Source organism: Massilimicrobiota sp. An134 (genome assembly GCF_002160815.1).
GTDB classification, from domain to species: domain Bacteria; phylum Bacillota_I; class Bacilli_A; order Erysipelotrichales; family Coprobacillaceae; genus Allocoprobacillus; species Allocoprobacillus merdigallinarum.
This window is the reverse complement of sequence record NZ_NFLH01000020.1, coordinates 28,057-45,294: the sequence shown is the minus strand read 5'-3', so window position 1 is coordinate 45,294 and position 17,238 is coordinate 28,057. Positions and strand designations below refer to the sequence as shown.

The window sequence follows — 17,238 nt, the reverse complement described above, 5'->3', positions numbered from 1 at the left end:
GATGGCATCATTCCCCTTAAAATCCAAAGATTCAAATGTAAGCATTGTCATCATACACATGCATTTTTACTATCTGTCATTATTCCTTATAGTCAAATTCTATTTCATGACACTCTATCCATTATTCGCTCAAATTCTATGCAGGATTTGAATCAGCTTATGATTGAAAATCCAAATATAGATGAATCCAATATTTCCTACATAAAGAAACAGTATACGATGCATTGGAAACAAAGACTACTATCTGAAAATATTCAATTAGATAGTTCTTTGGTTTTTCAGTGCTTTTTTCATTTTAAAAGACAGTTTATGCAAATTAAATGCACACCAAATATTCTATATAATCTTACCCACATAGCCTGACTTTCGAATACCTTAAACTTCATATACAATGGCAGCTGTATAAGGAGGAACAAGACAAATGAACGCAAAAAAATCAACAGATATCGCTTTATTTCGATATGGAATCATAGCCCCGCTGGTCACTGGGACAATTGATGATAATTTATCCAAGTCAGCATTTTTTACTCAGGCAGCTTCCAGGGTATATGAGCATCCAAATGGTGAGGACTATAAGATAAGTGCATATACGATTGCAAGATGGTATCGAGCATATATGAAAAATGGCTTTGATGGATTGAAGCCACAGTCAAGAAGTGACAAGGCGACATATAGAAAGGTAGATGAGGATATCATGACTCAAATATCCTATTTAATTAAGGAATATCCTAGGCTACCCGCAACACTCGTTTATCAAAAGCTAAAAGATAATGGTACCATCAGGTCAAAAGAAATATCCCTATCCACTGTCAATAGAGTCGTCAATCGACTCAAAAAAGAAGATACACCTACAAGAAACAGGGATATGCGAAGATATGAAAGAAAACATATCAACGAAGTCTGGTGTGGGGATTCGAGTGTAGGACCATACCTCAAAATTGATGGAAAAAAAGAGCGAACATATATTATCGCATTAATAGATGATGCCTCAAGATATATCGTTGGCATAGATATATTCTTAAATGATAATTACATAAATCTGATGAGTGTCATTAAAAGTGCGGTAAAAAAGCATGGAAAACCAAAGATATTTAACTTCGACAATGGTGCAAATTACAGATGCAATCAAATGACATTATTAGCAGCACGAATGGGAACAGTTATCAATTACTGTGCCGTAAGGACACCTACATCAAAAGCCAAGATAGAAAGATGGTTTAAAACGATGAAGGAACAATGGATGTCAGGACTTCATATGAATGATTATAAGAGTCTTGATGAATTGAGGGAATCATTAATGCAGTATGTGCAACGATATAATCAAACCATCCACAGGTCCTTGAACAAAAAGACACCACAGGATAGATTCTTTGAAGAATCATCACTCATCCAAAGATATGATGATGAAAAGATAGACAAAATATTCCTTATAGAAAAAGAGAGAAAAGTATCTAACGATAACGTCATCATGATAGATCAAAAAGAATATGAGGTCAATTACAGATATGCAGGACAGAAACTGCTTTTAAGATATTCACCAGATTTATCTAAAATTTATATCGTCGATAAGGAAACAGGTGAACTGGAAGAAATACATCTGCTTGACAAACAGGCAAATGCAACTGTTAAACGAAATAAAATAAAATTTACGGAGGAAAAATAACATGAACTATACCAGCAGATATGGACTGGAATTCAATCCATTCATCAAGAATTCAAAAGATGTCCTAGTAGAAACAAATGATTATAAGGAACTGATATTCAGATTGAACTATCTTGTACAGACAAAAGGATTTGGTGTCTTAACTGGAGGTCCAGGTCGAGGCAAAACAACCATGATAAGGCATTGGGTCAAGAGTCTTAATCAATCAGCATATAAAGTTATCTATATACCCATGTCAACATTAACAGTGATGGAATTCTATAGACAGCTGGCAGAAGCATTGGGACTGGAAGCATATCATCGAAAAAGCGATAATTTCAAGGCCATTCAAAAAGCCATAGAAAGATATACCATCGAAAAAAGAATGACACTGATTATCATTCTCGATGAAGCAAACTATTTAAGAAATGGAATACTTAACGATCTAAAAATACTCTTTAATTTTGAAATGGATTCAAGTGATCAGGCAGTCGTTCTGTTAGCAGGACTGCCGCAGCTCAATAATACGTTTAATCTGGCGATACACGAGCCATTAAAACAGAGAATAGTCATGAACTATCATATAGAAAATCTTAACAAAGAGGAATCACGAAAATATATTCAGGAGAAGCTTAAAGGAGCTGGATGCCATCAACAGGTATTTGAAGCAAGTGCCATAGAGGCCATTATAAATGTATCAAATGGTGTACCACGATTGATTAATCAATTGTGCAATAAAAGTCTATTGGCAGGCAATAATAGAAATCAGAATATCATAGATACAGATACTGTCATGATGGCCTTTAATGATAATGAGTTGGGATAAGAAAATGGATTATATATATAAAAATAAAGATGAGGTCAAATGTGTTGGTACAATCAGGAGCATAGAAACATTCGCTTATTATTCATTTGATATTGTCATTAATAATCGAAGTGAATGGTGTCGTTTAATAGAGAATGAACTTGACTGGGAAATATGTTTCGTTATGAGAGATATGACAATAGGGCTTGCCCACCCAACGGATATATTCTGGAATACAGAGGCAATATACGAGGTGTTCGAAGATTTAGATATAAGTCTTAGAATTGCATATGGAATCAAATCGGTGTTTGAAAACTATAACAAAAAAAGTGCATCTTAGATGCATTTTTTAGTTATCTCACGTAGCAAATAATATGAATAGCCAGGACAATTTAATTTGAATATTATAGTTATCTCACCTTGTATCCTAACCAAATAAATTGAAGAACTATTTATCATTTAATTTGGCATTCAACAACAAAGGATTCTGTCTTAAAGCAATCATCTGTTTATAATAAGATAAAACAGAATCGGGATCATTCGCCTGTTTAGCAACATTAATATCTTGATAATATTCATTATTCGCAAGCCAAGGTTGAACATCACTAAAACCTGCATATAACTGTGAATTCCAGCTCATAGGAGAACGGGTATTATCTCGACTGCGACGATTGACAAAATCTAAAGCTTCTTCTTCGCTATAACCTTCCTGTAAAGCTCTACGATATTGAGCATGTGAATTAAGATCATCAAAATCATGGATAGAAAGTCTATGATTGTTGATGGTTCCAATTTCTTCGCCTTGATAAATGAAAGGAGTCCCCTTTAAAAACATAAACATTTGACCTAAAGCTTTTGCGGCTTTTGGCGTACGTTCTTGAGGGTTACGAATAAGTCTGTTTAAACTTCTTTGCATATCATGATTTTCCAGGAAAGTTCCACACCATCCTGTTTTAAAGATTTCCTTTTGACTTAAAAAGAGCTTTTCTTTGTATTCCTGCATTGTCCAATTTTGAAGTGGGAACCATTCTTCATGTTCAGTAATATCAATATGTGAATAATTAAAATCAAACATCATTGAAAAGCATCCATCTTGACCGATAAAAATGCCTAGCTGATCATAAGGAACACCCACAGCTTCCGCCACTGTCATACAATGATGAATATCAAATGTCTTTTCTCTCAATTCTTTGAAAAAGACTTCTATACCGGGCTGATTTCTTGTGAATTCAAAACATGATGAGAGTCCATCTGCGCCATCAACAGGACCATTTTGCCAGGATTGATCCTTTTTTATAAAGTTAATAGCGTCAACTCTAAATCCTGCAATTCCTTTATCTAACCACCAGTTAATCATGCGATAGATGTCTTCTCTCATTTGTGGATTTTCCCAGTTTAAATCAGGTTGCTTTTTAGAAAAAGAATGAAAATAATACATATTATCTTCGTGAGGGACTTTTTCCCAAACAGAACCACTAAAAACAGAACGCCAGTTTGTAGGAGGCTGGTTATCTTGACCTTCTTTAAAAATATAATATTGTCGATAAGGACTATCAGGATTTTTTAATGCTTCCTGAAACCAGGCATGTTCATCGGATGTATGATTAATAACAAGATCCATAATGATTTTGATATCTCTTTCTTTCGCTTTGACAATCAGTTCATCGACATCTTCCATACTTCCAAAATCAGGATGAATTTGATAATAATCAGCAATATCATAGCCATTATCATCCATAGGAGAACAGTAAATTGGACAAATCCAAAGCATAGTGACACCTAAATCTTTTAAATAATCAAGTTTTTGAATGATTCCTTGAATATCACCGATTCCATCATGATTACTATCTTGAAAACTTTTTGGATAAATTTGATAAACAATTTCTTCTTTCCAGCATTGTGGCATATTGATCACCTCTAAAATGATTATATCATGAAAAAATAATTGATGATAAGATTTTACAAATCTCAAATATCTTCATATAATAAATCAAAGGAGTTGATGAAATAATGAAGTATATTGATGGACATATGCATCTAGAAAATGGGCCACTCACAAAAGAATATGTTTTACAATTTGTAGAAGCAGCACATCAAAAGGGATTAGATGAAATTCAAATTTTAGATCATACACATCGTTTTATTGAATTTGAACCCATCTATGAAAGACTCAAACAATATGATGTACAAAAGACATGGTTAGCAAATAAAGACATGAAATTTAAAGATCATTTAAGTGATTTCATTGATTTGATGAAAGATATCCAACAAATGGACTTGCCTGTTAAAGTCAAATATGGACTGGAAGTCTGTTATGTTCCAGAGTATGAGAACTTTTTAAAAGAATTATTAGGACAATATTCTTTCGACTTTCTGGTAGGTGCTATTCATTCTATTGATGGTATTTTATATGATATGAGTTTTTCAAAAGATTTATTATGGAATCGCTATGATGCCAATGATATCTATAAACGTTATTACGAACTTGTCTTTCAATTAATAGAATCACAATTATTTACCCAACTGGCACATCCAGATACGATTAAACTTTTTCAGATTTATCCTACATATGATTTAAAGCCAACTTACCAAAAAATGGCAGAGCTTTTAAAAGCACATCATATGAAAGCTGAAAACAATGTGGGATGTTATTATCGTTATCATCATCCGGATATGGGATTATCTCAGGAACTTTTACAGATTTTTAAAGACAATCATGTGGATTTGATTTATGCTTCTGATGCTCATCAGCCACAGGATGTAGGCAATTATATTCGTGAAGCAACATTACAGATGAACTAGTGAAAAGCTAGTTCTTTTTTGTTATAAAGATGAATATAGTTTAAAGGATGGGTGATAAATGGATGAAATTGTATACAATTTATATAAAAATAATTACAAATTATGAAAAATTATAAAATCATTTGATAAATTTGTATAAATCATATATAATGACATCAATATTTTAAAAAGGAGGGTGTCGATATGACAAAAAAAAGAGTTTATAACTTTTCAGCAGGTCCATCAACATTACCTGTATCTGTATTAGAAAAAATCGCATCTCAAATGTTGAACTATAACGATAGTGGGATGAGCGTAATGGAAATGAGTCATCGATCATCATCCTATCTTGACATTTTTAATGAAACAAAAGCTATGTTAAAAAAGGTAATGAATATTCCTGATCATTATCAGATATTATTTATTCAAGGTGGGGCGACACAACAATTTTCAACGATTCCACTGAATTTGATGAAAAATGGAAAAGCTGATTATATCATTACAGGATCTTTTTCAAAGAAAGCTGCTCAGGAAGCAAAGAAATTTGGTGATGTGCATATTGTTTATGATGGCAGTGCACAGAACTTTAAACATATTCCAACTCAAGATGAATTAGATATAAGAGAAGATGCTTCTTATGTGCATTTATGTTCAAATAATACTATTTATGGTACGGAATGGAAGTATGTTCCAGATACACATGGAATACCTATTGTAGCGGATATGTCTTCTAATATTTTATCTCAGCCAATCAATGTGAATGATTATGGCATGATTTATGCTGGAGCACAGAAAAATATGGGGATTGCAGGACTGGGAGTTGTGATTGTCAGAGAAGATTTAATCAAAGACCATCAGGAAAAAATTCCAGTGCTGATGGAATATGATACAATCGCTCAAAATGATTCTATGTATAACACACCACCAACTTTTTCAATCTATGTATTAGGAGAAGTCTTAAAATGGATTGATTCTTTAGGTGGGTTAGAAGCTATGAAAAAAAGAAATGAAGAAAAAGCAAAGCTATTATATGATTATTTAGATCAGTCAGACTTTTATATTGCACATAGTGATCCAGATAACCGTTCTTTAATGAATGTGACTTTTACTTGTCCTAACAAGGATTTAGATGCAAAGTTTGTGAAGGAATCAGTAGCAGCAGGGATGACGAATTTAAAAGGTCATCGTTCTGTAGGAGGTATTCGAGCTTCTATTTATAATGCAATGGAAAAAGAAGGCGTTGAAACATTAGTTGCCTTCATGAAAAAATTTGAAGAAGAAAATAGGTGATGAAAATGTATAAAATCAAATTAATGAATAAAATTTCTTCAGTAGGGACAGCGTTATTTAATCAGGATTATCTTGTTGGAGAAGATCAGAAGGATGAAGATGGAATTCTTGTTCGTTCTGCTACGTTACATGATTATAAGTTTCCACAATCATTAAAAGCTATTGCGCGTGCAGGAGCAGGTGTCAACAATATTCCTATTGAAAAATGCAGTGAACAGGGTGTTGTTGTTTTTAATACACCAGGCGCAAATGCGAATGCTGTTAAGGAACTGGTTTTATGTGCCTTGTTTTTATCTTCACGACAGATTGTTGAAGGCATTGACTGGGTCAAAACTTTAAAAGGACAGGAAAATGTTGGAAAACTGGTAGAAAAGGGGAAAAGTCAGTTTGTTGGTCCTGAGATTGATGGTAAGAAATTAGGAATTATTGGTCTAGGGGCTATTGGTGTGAGTGTGGCGAATGCAGCGATTAAGTTAGGTATGGAAGTCTATGGATATGATCCATATATTTCAGTAGATGCAGCATGGGGTATGAGTAAATGGGTCAAAAATGCTCAAAATGTTGATACGATTTTCACTGAATGTGATTATATTACATTGCATGCACCAAGCACGCCAGAAACAAAAGGAATGATCAATCAAGAAAGTATTCAAAAAATGAAAGATGGAGTTCGTATTCTGAACTTTGCTAGAGCAGATTTGGTGAACTCTCAGGATATTCTAGATGGAATTGCTCAGGGAAAAATCAAAAAATATATAACAGACTTTGCGACAGAAGATATCATTGATCAAAAAGATGTGATTGTGATGCCTCATTTAGGTGCGTCTACACCTGAATCAGAAGATAATTGTGCAATCATGGCTGTTAGAGAAATGATGGATTATTTAGAAAATGGAAATATTACAAATTCTGTGAATCTTCCTTCAGTGAAAGAACCACGCACAACACAATATCGTATTTGTTTAATTCATAAAAATGTTCCTAATATGTTAGCTCAATTTGCGACAATTCTTGCGAATAAACATATCAATATTGAAAATATGGTCAATAAAGCCAAGGGTGAGTATGCTTATACAATGATTGATACACAAGATATTGCAGGGTTAGAAGAATTAGAAACTTTAGAAAATGTTATTAGAGTAAGAGTGATTAAATAAGGCTAAATCAAATTTTGACTTAGCCTTTTATTTATAGAAGAGATTATTTTTTTCGCTAAAAGATTCATTTATGGTAAAATATTGTCAAAGGGGACTGATATTTATGAAGAAAATAATCATTTTGCTGGTAGCTTTCATGCTATCAGGGTGCTCTTCTCCAAAATCGACGGAAACAAAAGTGACACCAACACAAACAGAGCTGGAAATGACAGAGGTTTATACAATTGATAATCGGTTGGAATTTGAAATGATAAAAACGTCATTGACCGATGAGATTGCACCTGCTAATAAAAATAGAACATATCAATATTTAAAGCCAGCGGATAATCAACATATATTTATTGATATTATCGTGAGAACTCATAATTTATCAGAAAATGAGTATGAGTTATCAGATTTATATAGTGGAAACATTGAATTCAATAATGAAAAACATGATGTTCAGTTGGCTATAGAATCAATCCATTATACACAAATGAGTACCACAGATACTTTAAAACCACAAGAAGAACGCTATATACATCTTTATTGTGAAGTCGCCAAAAATAATACGAAACAACAGGCACAGCTAGCTCTTCAAGTTATGAACCAAAAAGATTATCAATATACTTTTTCTTTAGAAGAAGTACAGGAAGATAATCAAGTGAAGTCTATTGGTGATGTGATAAACTGTTCCAATTCACAAATCACCATATTAGATTGCCAGGAAAGTGAACGTATTGAGCCATCACAAAAAGGATTCTTTTATAGTTATCATCCTACCGATCGTGAAGACCAGATTTTTGTTGTGTTGTCATTAGAAATTCAAAATCAATCATCCCTGGATATAGATCCTGCAGAGTATATTTATTGTGAATATCAAATGAATGATGAAATCATTCATTCTCAAATTATTTTAGAGAGTGAGGATCATCAATCAATTTCAGAAAGTGGCAGTATATTAGCTGGACAAACAAGAACGCTTTATTTGGCTATGCCTATTTTAAAAACTCAGGCTGATACAGAGGGGACAATGACATTATTTGTAGAAGGAGATGTATTTGAAATTTATCAGTCCCAAAATTAAAGAAGCGTATAGACTTGAAAGTGGAGAATTTTCAAGTCTTTTCATGAACATCAATAATAGATTTTTAGTCAATTCTGGTTTGTCAAATAAGAGATGAACAGGGACGTGTTTTTATTTTTCCTTGACAAAAAGAAGAATATAGGTGTATCATAACAGTGTTATATAACACTGTTACATATGGAGGTAGAAATGCAAGATACATCAAATTTGACACTGAATAAAATTCAACAGGCGGCTATTGATGAGTTTTTGGAAAAAGGATTTAGAGGAGCTTCTTTACGCCAAATTGTTAAACATGCCGGGGTGACAACAGGGGCATTTTACGGGTATTTTTCTAGTAAGGAGGCTTTGTTCGCTTCGATTGTCGAACCTCATGCACAGGCTTTGATGGCCCATTTCATGCAAGCACAACTCCAATTTGCTGATTTGCCAAAAGATGAACAACCTTCACATATGGGAATCGAATCGAGCGCATGTGTAGACTGGATGGTTGATTATATCTGTGATCATCGTGAACCGTTCAAACTTTTATTATTAAAGGCAGAAGGTACAAGTTATGAAAATTTTGTTCATAACATTGTTGAGGTTGAAGTGGAATATACGCTTAAATATATAGATGTTCTTAGAGAATTGGGACATAAGGTACCTAGACTTGACAGGACTTTATGTCATATTATTGCAAGTGGCATGTTTGGAGGAATCTTTGAAGTTGTTATTCATGATATTCCCAAAAATCAAGCTATGCGTGATGTAGGACAACTTCGAGCATTTTATACTGCTGGTTGGTTAGCATTAATGGAAGAAAAATAAATGAATGCAGCAACCTGCAATTTTTTACCTCTACAGTTAGCTTATGCTAACGACAGTGAGCGTTGATACAGGAGGGATAAGATGAAAGATAAGAAAAAGAGAACAATATCAATTTTATTAGCTTATGCTGGAAACTATAAAGCATTGACTTTTGTTGGTCTTGCTTTGTCAGCAATTTCGATGTTTTGTAGTATTGTGCCATATGTTTGTATTTGGCTTGTTGTGAGAGATTTGATTGTAGCAATGCCAAATTTCAGCAAAGTTCAAAATGTCCAAACCTATGGATGGATTGCTTTTGGCTTTGCTATGCTGGGGATTGTGCTTTATTTTATTGGTTTGTTATGTACCCATTTGGCAGCTTTTAGAACTGCGGAGAATATTCGAAAAATTGGGATGAATCATATCATGAAAGCACCTCTTGGTTATTTTGATAATAATGCTTCGGGACTTATTAGAGGAAGACTTGATAGTGCTGCTAATGATACGGAAACGCTTTTGGCACACAATTTGGCGGATATCATTGGAACAATCGTGTTATTTGCTGGTATGGTCATCTTAATGTTTGTATTTGATTGGCGTATGGGAGCGGCTTGTCTATTATCAGCGGTTATATCCATCGTTGCTATGTTTTCCATGATGGGAGGTAAAAATGCTAAACTGATGGAAGAATATCAGGCTGCACAGGATAGAATGACAAAAGCAGGAACAGAGTATGTCAGAGGTGTTCCGGTTGTTAAGATTTTTCAACAGACAGTTTATTCATTTAAGACTTTTAAAAAAGCAATTGAAGAATATAGCAATAAGGCTGAATATTATCAGGGAGAAGTTTGTCGTGTTCCCCAATCAATTAACCTGACATTTACTGAAGGCGCCTTTATCTTTTTAGTACCACTTGTCATTTTTCTAGTTCCAAGTACATTACATGATGGGAACTTCAGCAATCTTGTCATAAATTTCGTATTCTATGCTGTTTTTTCTGCTATCATTTCGACTGCATTGGCAAAGATTATGTTTGCATCATCAGGCATTATGCTGGCAAGTACAGCACTAAGCCGTATTGATTTAGTAATGAAAGCACCAACACTTGAAAAATGTATTCATCCAAAAATGCCAGAAGATAATAGCGTGATTTTCAAAGATGTCAGTTTTACCTATGAAGGCTCAAGGACACCTGCGTTATCACATATATCCTTTAGAGTTGAACCAGGTCAAACTGTTGCACTTGTTGGTCCCTCAGGAGGTGGTAAAACAACGGCTGCCAGTTTGATTCCACGATTCTGGGATGTAAGCGAGGGTGTAGTTGAGGTAGGTCATGTTAATGTTAAAGAAATTGACCAGCATGTTCTCATGGATCAGGTTGCTTTTGTTTTCCAAAATACAAAGCTTTTTAAAACATCAATTTTGGAAAATGTTAAAATTGCTAATCCTAACGCCTCAGATGATGATGTTATGCATGCATTAAAGGCTGCAAGATGTAAGGATATTATTGATAAACTACCGAACGGTGTCCATACGATCATTGGAAGTGAAGGTACTTATCTCTCTGGAGGGGAACAGCAACGTATCGCTTTAGCTCGTGCCATTTTAAAGAATGCTCCAATCGTGGTATTGGATGAGGCTACTGCATTTGCTGATCCTGAGAATGAAGTTTTAATTCAAAAAGCTCTTAGTGTTTTATGCAATGATCGAACAGTTATCATGATTGCTCATCGTTTATCAACTATTGTCAATGCGGATAAAATTATTGTTTTAGAAGAGGGACATATAATTGAAGAAGGTACTCATAAAGAATTATTAGATAAAAATGGTCTATATCATAAGATGTGGACTGATTATAATCAAGCAGTGAAATGGAAAATCACAAGTGGAAAGGAGGCAGCGTAGATGTTTGGAAAAGAATTTAAGCGAAAATATGCCTTAACAGAGAAAGGCGTTCAGAATGTCAAAAAGGGAACATTTTGGACAGTCGTAGTAAATATTGTTGTTATGGGTGGTGTCAGTGTATTGTATTTACTGATGAAAGATTTGATGGCAGTTTTTATTGGTAATCAAACAGAAATGAATACAATAACAATTTTTATTTTATTAGTTGTATTTGTATTCTTATCATTTGTAACGCATCTTCAACAGTATACAGCCACTTATGGACTTGTTTATGGGGAAGTAAAAGCTACTAGAATTGCATTGGCTGAAAAACTTCGTCAATTACCTTTAGGATATTTTAATAAAAAGGATATTGCTGATTTAACAGAAACAATCATGGGAGATGTCAATCGTATGGAACATGTCTGGTCACATGTTTTAGGTTATTTGTATGGATCTTATATTTCAACTGGTATTATTGCTGTTTTCCTATTTATTTATGATTGGCGTTTAGCGATAGCCTGTCTTTGGGGTGTACCTGTCGCATTTGGACTTTTGTTTGGTTCACGCAAATGGACTTCAAAAGCCTCTGAAAAACTTAAACAAGCTGCAATTAAGGTATCTGATGGAATCCAGGAAACATTAGAAAATGTTAGAGAAATTAGAGCTACAAATCAAGAAAAGACTTATCTTCGAGGTCTATATCAAAAAATTGATGAGCATGAAAAGGTAATGGTAAAAGGAGAACTTGTGGCGGGTATATTTGTGAATGCTGCAAGTGTTATCATGCGTTTAGGTGTAGCAACGACAATTTTGGTTGGAGCACATTTGATTGTTCAAGGGCAAGTTGACTTCATGATACTGTTTATGTTTTTGTTGGTTATTACAAGAATTTATGCACCATTTGACCAAAGTTTAGCATTAATTGCAGAGATGTTTGTATCACAGGTATCAGCCAATCGTATGATGGAAATTTATGATACACCTGTTGCATCAGGAAAAGAAACCTTTGAACCAAAAGGACATAACATTGAGTTTCATCATGTTTCCTTTGCCTATGATCTACAAGATGTTTTAAAAGATGTCAGTTTTACAGCAAAGGAAGGTGAAGTGACGGCTTTAGTTGGACCGTCTGGTTCTGGTAAAAGTACCTGTGCTAAACTAGCTGCACGTCTATTTGATGTTCAAAAGGGGAAGATAACAGTTGGTGGTGTTGACATAAATGAAGTTGATCCTGAAGTTTTGTTGAGTGACTATTCCATGGTATTTCAAGACGTTGTTTTATTTGATGACAGCATTAAAGAAAATATTCGTCTGGGAAAAAGAAACGCAACGGACGAAGAAGTATATCAAGCTGCAAAAGCGGCAAATTGTGATGAATTTGTTCAAAAACTACCAAATGGTTATGACACCCTTATTGGTGAAAATGGTGCAAAACTATCTGGAGGAGAAAGACAAAGAATTTCAATTGCAAGAGCACTTTTAAAAGATGCACCTATCATTTTATTAGATGAGGCAACTGCTAGTCTTGATGTTGAAAATGAAACAAAGATTCAAGAAGCTTTATCAAGACTATTAGCCAAAAAAACTGTCTTGGTTATTGCACATCGTATGCGAACTGTTCAATCTGCAGATAAAATCATTGTTTTAGAAGATGGAAAAGTGAAAGAAGAAGGAAGTCCAGAACAATTATATAAGCAAAATGGACTCTATCGTCATATGCTTGATTTACAAAATGAGAGTGCTCAATGGCAAATTGATTAATAAAAAAGTCCTCATATAGTTGATTTGACTATGTGAGGACTTTTTGACTAGTGATTGTTTTTCAAATATTTTATTCTATTCAATATCATATCATCTCTTATCAATGCATCATTTTGTTTATGATAATCAAATAATATGTGACTGCATAAATCTTGATCAGATATATTTGGGCACTGTTTTTTGTATGATAGAATCATATTATCAAAATAATCAATTTGTTCTGAAACGATTTCGTTATTGATTTTCAATCTTAATGGTGTATTTTCTTGAATCAATTTTTCAGCAAATTTGATATATTGACTTGGGTCTATGATTTCAGCTTTTTTCATCAAGGTTACAAAATCATCAGGTGCAGTTAAAAACATCGTTGCATATTTGTTGTTATGAAGTTTGGCAGATTGACATAAATATATCTGTTTATCATAAAGTTTTAATTGACATAAGATATAGCATATCATGTAAAATCCTATTTTTTCATGGGCATAAGATGAAGTCCATATTCTGATTTGCTGATGATTTTTGAGTTGTGATAATATGTCTTTATAATTTTGAATCATCCTATGAAAATCATAATTGACTTTTAACTTTTGTAATGAAGTTATACGTTCTTCTAGATTTTTAACATTCAAAGAACCAATGGATAAATCATCATATAAATATATAATCCGATGAAAAGAATCAATAACATTTTCAGCTTGAAGAATTTTCAAAATATGATATGTATTGATATCAAAACATAATTCTAACATAATCATCTTACAATTGTGACATGTTCAGTATTGGTAATATGTCCACCATTAAGGACACGACCACTAACTAAAGACACTGTATAATCTAATGTACATTTGATTTTATGCCCTTTTGTAAATTTGTTTGTTCTCATAAAATTTTCCTCCTAAATATGGTGTAAAAGCTTTTACAATATTATCATATATTATGAGTTAGTCATGGTCAACTCTATTTTTTTCTTGCTTTATAATCTTCTAAATACTTATAAAATAGAATATTTGGGTTTATAAAAGATGAGGGTGTGTGATTTAGAATACTAAATAGTTGAACATTATATTAATAAATGATATGAAATACTGATGTAATATATTACATTTTAATGTCGAAATAAGAATAACAAAATGATCATATAAGAGTATTTTATCACAAAATGCATGTTTAATGAGGTTTTCAATGAATATAATGATAATTGAAATCAAGTTAACTAAAAAAATTATTATACATGAATACATGAAAATAGCTACTTTTTTGCTTTTGAATATTGACAATGATAGGAAATAAGAGTATTCTAATGATGTGGTTAGTAAAGTCTAACTTATATTTTTAACAAAGAGTTAGCATACACTAATATAAAGAAGGGATGATTATGATGCCATTAACATTAGCTGGTGTTGGAGAAGTGAATACAATTCGCAGAATAGGTGGCAATGAAGAAACAAGGCGTTTTTTGGAAAATCTTGGTTTCGTTGCTGGAAGTGAAATTACTGTTTTATCTGCCATTGAAGGTAATGTCATTGTCAATATTAAAGATTCTAGAATTGCCATTAACAAAGATATGGCACGTCATATCATGGTATAGCTTTTAGGGTGTTTGAAAAGGGAGGAGAGATGATGATGAATTTAAGTGAAGCGAAAGTTGGAAGTACAGTCACTGTTACAAAAATAGAAGGGGACAGTGCTTATAAACGACGCATCATGGATATGGGAATCACTAAAGGAACGAGTCTATATATTAGAAAAGTTGCACCATTAGGTGATCCTGTAGAAATTACAGTCAGAGGATATGAATTATCTGTAAGAAAAATGGATGCGCAGTGTGTCCAAGTGAAATAGAGGGGGTATTGGATTATGAATATGAAAATTGCTCTTGCTGGTAACCCTAACTGTGGAAAGACAACAATGTTCAATGCTCTTACTGGAGCGAACCAATATGTTGGAAACTGGCCTGGTGTTACAGTAGAGAAAAAAGAAGGAAAATTAAAAGGGAAGAGAAAAGATGAAGATATCATTATTACCGACTTACCTGGTATTTATTCTCTTTCACCATATACATTAGAAGAAGTGGTCAGCCGTGATTATATTTTAAATGAAAATCCAGCTGTTATTATTAATTTGGTTGATGCTACAAATATTGAAAGAAACTTATATTTAACAACACAATTGATTGAAACTGGGGTACCGGTTGTGATTGCTTTAAATATGGCTGATTTATTGAAAAAAAGAAATATTAAGATTGATACAAAACGTCTTTCAATGTTATTGAATTGTCCAATTATTGAAACATCAGCTTTAAAACAGACAGGGTTAAATGATTTAATGGATGAAGCAATTAAAGTTGCGCGTAAAAAAGAAGTGGCTTTACCAAAAGATATCTTCTCTTCTGAATTGGAAAAAGCTATTGCAGAAGTTGAAAAATTGCTTCCTGTTTCTATGAGTGAAGGTAAAAAGAGATGGTACGCTGTTAAATTATTGGAAAATGATAGTAAAGTTGTTGAAAGTATTGGAAATCAAATTCAGAATAAAACTCTTATTGATCAACAACGTGAAGCATTGGAAAAGAAACATGATGATGATATGGAAAGTATTGTCACTGATGAACGTTATCAATTTATTCAAAAAATTATTTCTACAACTGTAAAAAAAGGTGGAGAAAAATTAACAGTATCAGATAAAATTGATAAAATTGTAACAAATCGTATTTTAGGTATTCCTATCTTTATTGCTGTGATGTTTATTGTTTATTATGTATCTGTCACAACAGTAGGAACTTGGGTGACAGATTGGACAAATGATGTCTTTGTTGTAGCGATTCAGGATGCTGTTGGATCTTTCTTGACAAGTATTGGAACTGGAGAAGTTGTTCAGGGACTTGTTGTCGATGGAATTATTGGTGGTTTAGGAGCTGTACTTGGTTTCGTACCACAGATGGCTATTTTATTCTTATTCCTATCCATTTTAGAAGATTGTGGATACATGGTTCGTATTGCATTTGTGATGGATCGTGTGTTTAGACATTTTGGATTATCTGGAAAGAGCTTTATTCCATTATTAATTTCTTCAGGATGTGGTATTCCAGGAATCATGGCTTCTAAAACAATTGAACAGGATAATGATCGTCGTTTAACAATCATGACAGCCACTTTCATTCCATGTGGTGCGAAGCTTCCTGTTATTGCACTGATGGGTGGTGTGATTGCAGGAGAAGCAGCTGGATATACAGAAAGTTCATTTGTTGCGCCAATGATGTACTTTATGGGAATTGTTGCCGTATTGGTTGCTGCTATTATTTTGAAGAAAACAAAACCATTCTCTGGAAAACCTGCACCATTTGTTATGGAATTACCACAATATCATATTCCATCTGCCAAAACAGTTTTATTACATGTATGGGAAAGATTAAAAGGATTTATTATTAAAGCTGGAACAATCTTGTTCTTAGCTTGTGTTGTGATGTGGTTCTTAGGTGCATATGGATTTGTAGATGGACAATTTGGACTAGTAGAGAGTGGCGATAGTTTATTAGCAATGATTGGTGGATTGATTGCTCCAATCTTTGCACCACTTGGATTTGGAAGCTGGCAGGCAGTGGCTGCTTCGCTTTCAGGATTTACAGCGAAAGAAGCGATTGTTTCAACAATGGGATTATTGGCGAATGTTGCTGGAGATGTCGAAGATGCAGTCAATGTTGCTCAAGGTGTCCAAGCATGGTTCCCTACAACTTTATCTGCTTTATCATTCTTGATTTTCAACTTATTAGATTCACCATGTCTTGCGGCTATTGCAACTATGGCTCAACAGATGCAATCTCGTAAATGGTTCTGGTTTGCCATCATTTTCCAAAATGTCTTCGCTTATGTTGTATGTTTATGTATTTATCAGATTGGAACATTCCTGATGGGAGGAGCCTTTGGAATCTGGACTGCTATTGCATTTGTCTTAGCAGCTGTGATATTATTCTTATTGTTTAGACCTGATCCATATAAAAATCAAAAAGTTTATTCAAGAAGATCAGTTCAAGTGAATTCATAATCAAATAACTGGATACCTTGGT

General features: G+C 33.5%; 17 protein-coding genes. 14 read left to right on the top strand and 3 right to left on the bottom strand.

Annotation, left to right across the window (positions count from 1 at the left end):
- From B5E79_RS13690 to B5E79_RS08855, 4 genes are all read left to right on the top strand, one after another.
- Window positions 1–363 (top strand): hypothetical protein (locus tag B5E79_RS13690; RefSeq protein ID WP_206393176.1); only part of this gene is annotated, 363 nt, incomplete at its 5' end.
- A 58-nt stretch (window positions 364–421) separates the two neighbouring features.
- Window positions 422–1,663, top strand: a complete 1,242-nt coding sequence (locus tag B5E79_RS08865; protein WP_087297734.1) for a DDE-type integrase/transposase/recombinase — start codon at window positions 422–424, stop codon at window positions 1,661–1,663.
- Between the two features lies 1 nt (window position 1,664).
- Window positions 1,665–2,468 (top strand): ExeA family protein, encoded by an 804-nt coding sequence (locus B5E79_RS08860; RefSeq protein WP_087297733.1) that lies wholly within the window; start codon window positions 1,665–1,667, stop codon window positions 2,466–2,468.
- Window positions 2,449–2,787: a hypothetical protein gene (locus B5E79_RS08855; protein WP_087297732.1), complete on the top strand. Its 339-nt coding sequence runs from the start codon at window positions 2,449–2,451 to the stop codon at window positions 2,785–2,787. Before B5E79_RS08860 ends, B5E79_RS08855 begins: the two co-directional genes overlap by 20 nt.
- 108 nt (window positions 2,788–2,895) lie before the next feature.
- Here the strand turns inward: B5E79_RS08855 and B5E79_RS08850 are convergent, their stop codons facing one another.
- Window positions 2,896–4,353 (bottom strand): alpha-glucosidase, encoded by a 1,458-nt coding sequence (locus B5E79_RS08850; protein WP_087297731.1) that lies wholly within the window; start codon window positions 4,351–4,353, stop codon window positions 2,896–2,898.
- A 104-nt stretch (window positions 4,354–4,457) separates the two neighbouring features.
- Here B5E79_RS08850 and B5E79_RS08845 point away from each other — a divergent pair, with 104 nt between their 5' ends.
- From B5E79_RS08845 to B5E79_RS08815, 7 genes are all read left to right on the top strand, one after another.
- Window positions 4,458–5,249 (top strand): PHP domain-containing protein, encoded by a 792-nt coding sequence (locus B5E79_RS08845; RefSeq protein ID WP_087244884.1) that lies wholly within the window; start codon window positions 4,458–4,460, stop codon window positions 5,247–5,249.
- A gap of 183 nt (window positions 5,250–5,432) precedes the next feature.
- Window positions 5,433–6,518, top strand: coding sequence for a 3-phosphoserine/phosphohydroxythreonine transaminase (gene serC, locus B5E79_RS08840; protein ID WP_087297730.1), 1,086 nt, complete (start codon window positions 5,433–5,435; stop codon window positions 6,516–6,518).
- Between the two features lie 5 nt (window positions 6,519–6,523).
- Window positions 6,524–7,675, top strand: a complete 1,152-nt coding sequence (locus B5E79_RS08835; RefSeq protein ID WP_087297729.1) for a phosphoglycerate dehydrogenase — start codon at window positions 6,524–6,526, stop codon at window positions 7,673–7,675.
- A 103-nt stretch (window positions 7,676–7,778) separates the two neighbouring features.
- Window positions 7,779–8,741, top strand: a complete 963-nt coding sequence (locus B5E79_RS08830; protein WP_087297728.1) for a putative periplasmic lipoprotein — start codon at window positions 7,779–7,781, stop codon at window positions 8,739–8,741.
- Between the two features lie 189 nt (window positions 8,742–8,930).
- Window positions 8,931–9,551, top strand: a complete 621-nt coding sequence (locus tag B5E79_RS08825; protein WP_087244880.1) for a TetR/AcrR family transcriptional regulator — start codon at window positions 8,931–8,933, stop codon at window positions 9,549–9,551.
- 81 nt (window positions 9,552–9,632) lie between these two features.
- Window positions 9,633–11,435 (top strand): ABC transporter ATP-binding protein, encoded by a 1,803-nt coding sequence (locus B5E79_RS08820; protein WP_087297727.1) that lies wholly within the window; start codon window positions 9,633–9,635, stop codon window positions 11,433–11,435.
- The gene (locus B5E79_RS08815) at window positions 11,436–13,178 is read left to right on the top strand and encodes an ABC transporter ATP-binding protein (protein WP_087297726.1); all 1,743 of its coding nucleotides are present in this window, start codon (window positions 11,436–11,438) and stop codon (window positions 13,176–13,178) included.
- Window positions 13,179–13,225: 47 nt separating this feature from the next.
- Here the strand turns inward: B5E79_RS08815 and B5E79_RS08810 are convergent, their stop codons facing one another.
- Both B5E79_RS08810 and B5E79_RS13930 read right to left on the bottom strand, forming a co-directional pair.
- Entirely contained in the window at window positions 13,226–13,927 is a 702-nt protein-coding gene (locus B5E79_RS08810) for a DUF1835 domain-containing protein (RefSeq protein WP_158095490.1), read from the bottom strand.
- A gap of 2 nt (window positions 13,928–13,929) precedes the next feature.
- On the bottom strand, window positions 13,930–14,061 hold the full coding sequence (locus B5E79_RS13930) for a hypothetical protein (RefSeq protein ID WP_255374760.1): 132 nt from the start codon (window positions 14,059–14,061) through the stop codon (window positions 13,930–13,932).
- Between the two features lie 492 nt (window positions 14,062–14,553).
- Between B5E79_RS13930 and B5E79_RS08805 the strand changes: the two genes are divergently transcribed.
- The 3 genes from B5E79_RS08805 to feoB are packed head-to-tail and all read left to right on the top strand — an operon-like array spanning window position 14,554 to window position 17,216.
- The gene (locus B5E79_RS08805; RefSeq protein ID WP_204209694.1) at window positions 14,554–14,766 is read left to right on the top strand and encodes a FeoA family protein; all 213 of its coding nucleotides are present in this window, start codon (window positions 14,554–14,556) and stop codon (window positions 14,764–14,766) included.
- Window positions 14,767–14,801: 35 nt separating this feature from the next.
- Complete coding sequence (locus B5E79_RS08800) at window positions 14,802–15,020, top strand: FeoA family protein (RefSeq protein ID WP_087244908.1); 219 nt, start codon at window positions 14,802–14,804, stop codon at window positions 15,018–15,020.
- Window positions 15,021–15,035: 15 nt separating this feature from the next.
- Window positions 15,036–17,216: a ferrous iron transport protein B gene (feoB, locus tag B5E79_RS08795; RefSeq protein WP_087297724.1), complete on the top strand. Its 2,181-nt coding sequence runs from the start codon at window positions 15,036–15,038 to the stop codon at window positions 17,214–17,216.
- Window positions 17,217–17,238: the final 22 nt, after the last annotated feature.

Excerpts from the sequence above, each read along its gene's own strand:
- B5E79_RS08815 (WP_087297726.1), top strand. The coding sequence starts at position 11,436 with ATGTTTGGAAAAGAATTTAAGCGAAAATATGCCTTAACAGAGAAAGGC.
- B5E79_RS08805 (WP_204209694.1), top strand. The coding sequence starts at position 14,554 with ATGATGCCATTAACATTAGCTGGTGTTGGAGAAGTGAATACAATTCGC.
- B5E79_RS08825 (WP_087244880.1), top strand. The coding sequence starts at position 8,931 with ATGCAAGATACATCAAATTTGACACTGAATAAAATTCAACAGGCGGCT.
- B5E79_RS08865 (WP_087297734.1), top strand. The coding sequence starts at position 422 with ATGAACGCAAAAAAATCAACAGATATCGCTTTATTTCGATATGGAATC.
- B5E79_RS08850 (WP_087297731.1), bottom strand. The coding sequence starts at position 4,353 with ATGCCACAATGCTGGAAAGAAGAAATTGTTTATCAAATTTATCCAAAA.
- B5E79_RS08845 (WP_087244884.1), top strand. The coding sequence starts at position 4,458 with ATGAAGTATATTGATGGACATATGCATCTAGAAAATGGGCCACTCACA.
- B5E79_RS13930 (WP_255374760.1), bottom strand. The coding sequence starts at position 14,061 with ATGAGAACAAACAAATTTACAAAAGGGCATAAAATCAAATGTACATTA.
- B5E79_RS08820 (WP_087297727.1), top strand. The coding sequence starts at position 9,633 with ATGAAAGATAAGAAAAAGAGAACAATATCAATTTTATTAGCTTATGCT.
- feoB (WP_087297724.1), top strand. The coding sequence starts at position 15,036 with ATGAATATGAAAATTGCTCTTGCTGGTAACCCTAACTGTGGAAAGACA.
- B5E79_RS08830 (WP_087297728.1), top strand. The coding sequence starts at position 7,779 with ATGAAGAAAATAATCATTTTGCTGGTAGCTTTCATGCTATCAGGGTGC.
- B5E79_RS08860 (WP_087297733.1), top strand. The coding sequence starts at position 1,665 with ATGAACTATACCAGCAGATATGGACTGGAATTCAATCCATTCATCAAG.
- B5E79_RS08800 (WP_087244908.1), top strand. The coding sequence starts at position 14,802 with ATGAATTTAAGTGAAGCGAAAGTTGGAAGTACAGTCACTGTTACAAAA.
- serC (WP_087297730.1), top strand. The coding sequence starts at position 5,433 with ATGACAAAAAAAAGAGTTTATAACTTTTCAGCAGGTCCATCAACATTA.
- B5E79_RS08835 (WP_087297729.1), top strand. The coding sequence starts at position 6,524 with ATGTATAAAATCAAATTAATGAATAAAATTTCTTCAGTAGGGACAGCG.
- B5E79_RS08810 (WP_158095490.1), bottom strand. The coding sequence starts at position 13,927 with ATGTTAGAATTATGTTTTGATATCAATACATATCATATTTTGAAAATT.
- B5E79_RS08855 (WP_087297732.1), top strand. The coding sequence starts at position 2,449 with ATGATAATGAGTTGGGATAAGAAAATGGATTATATATATAAAAATAAA.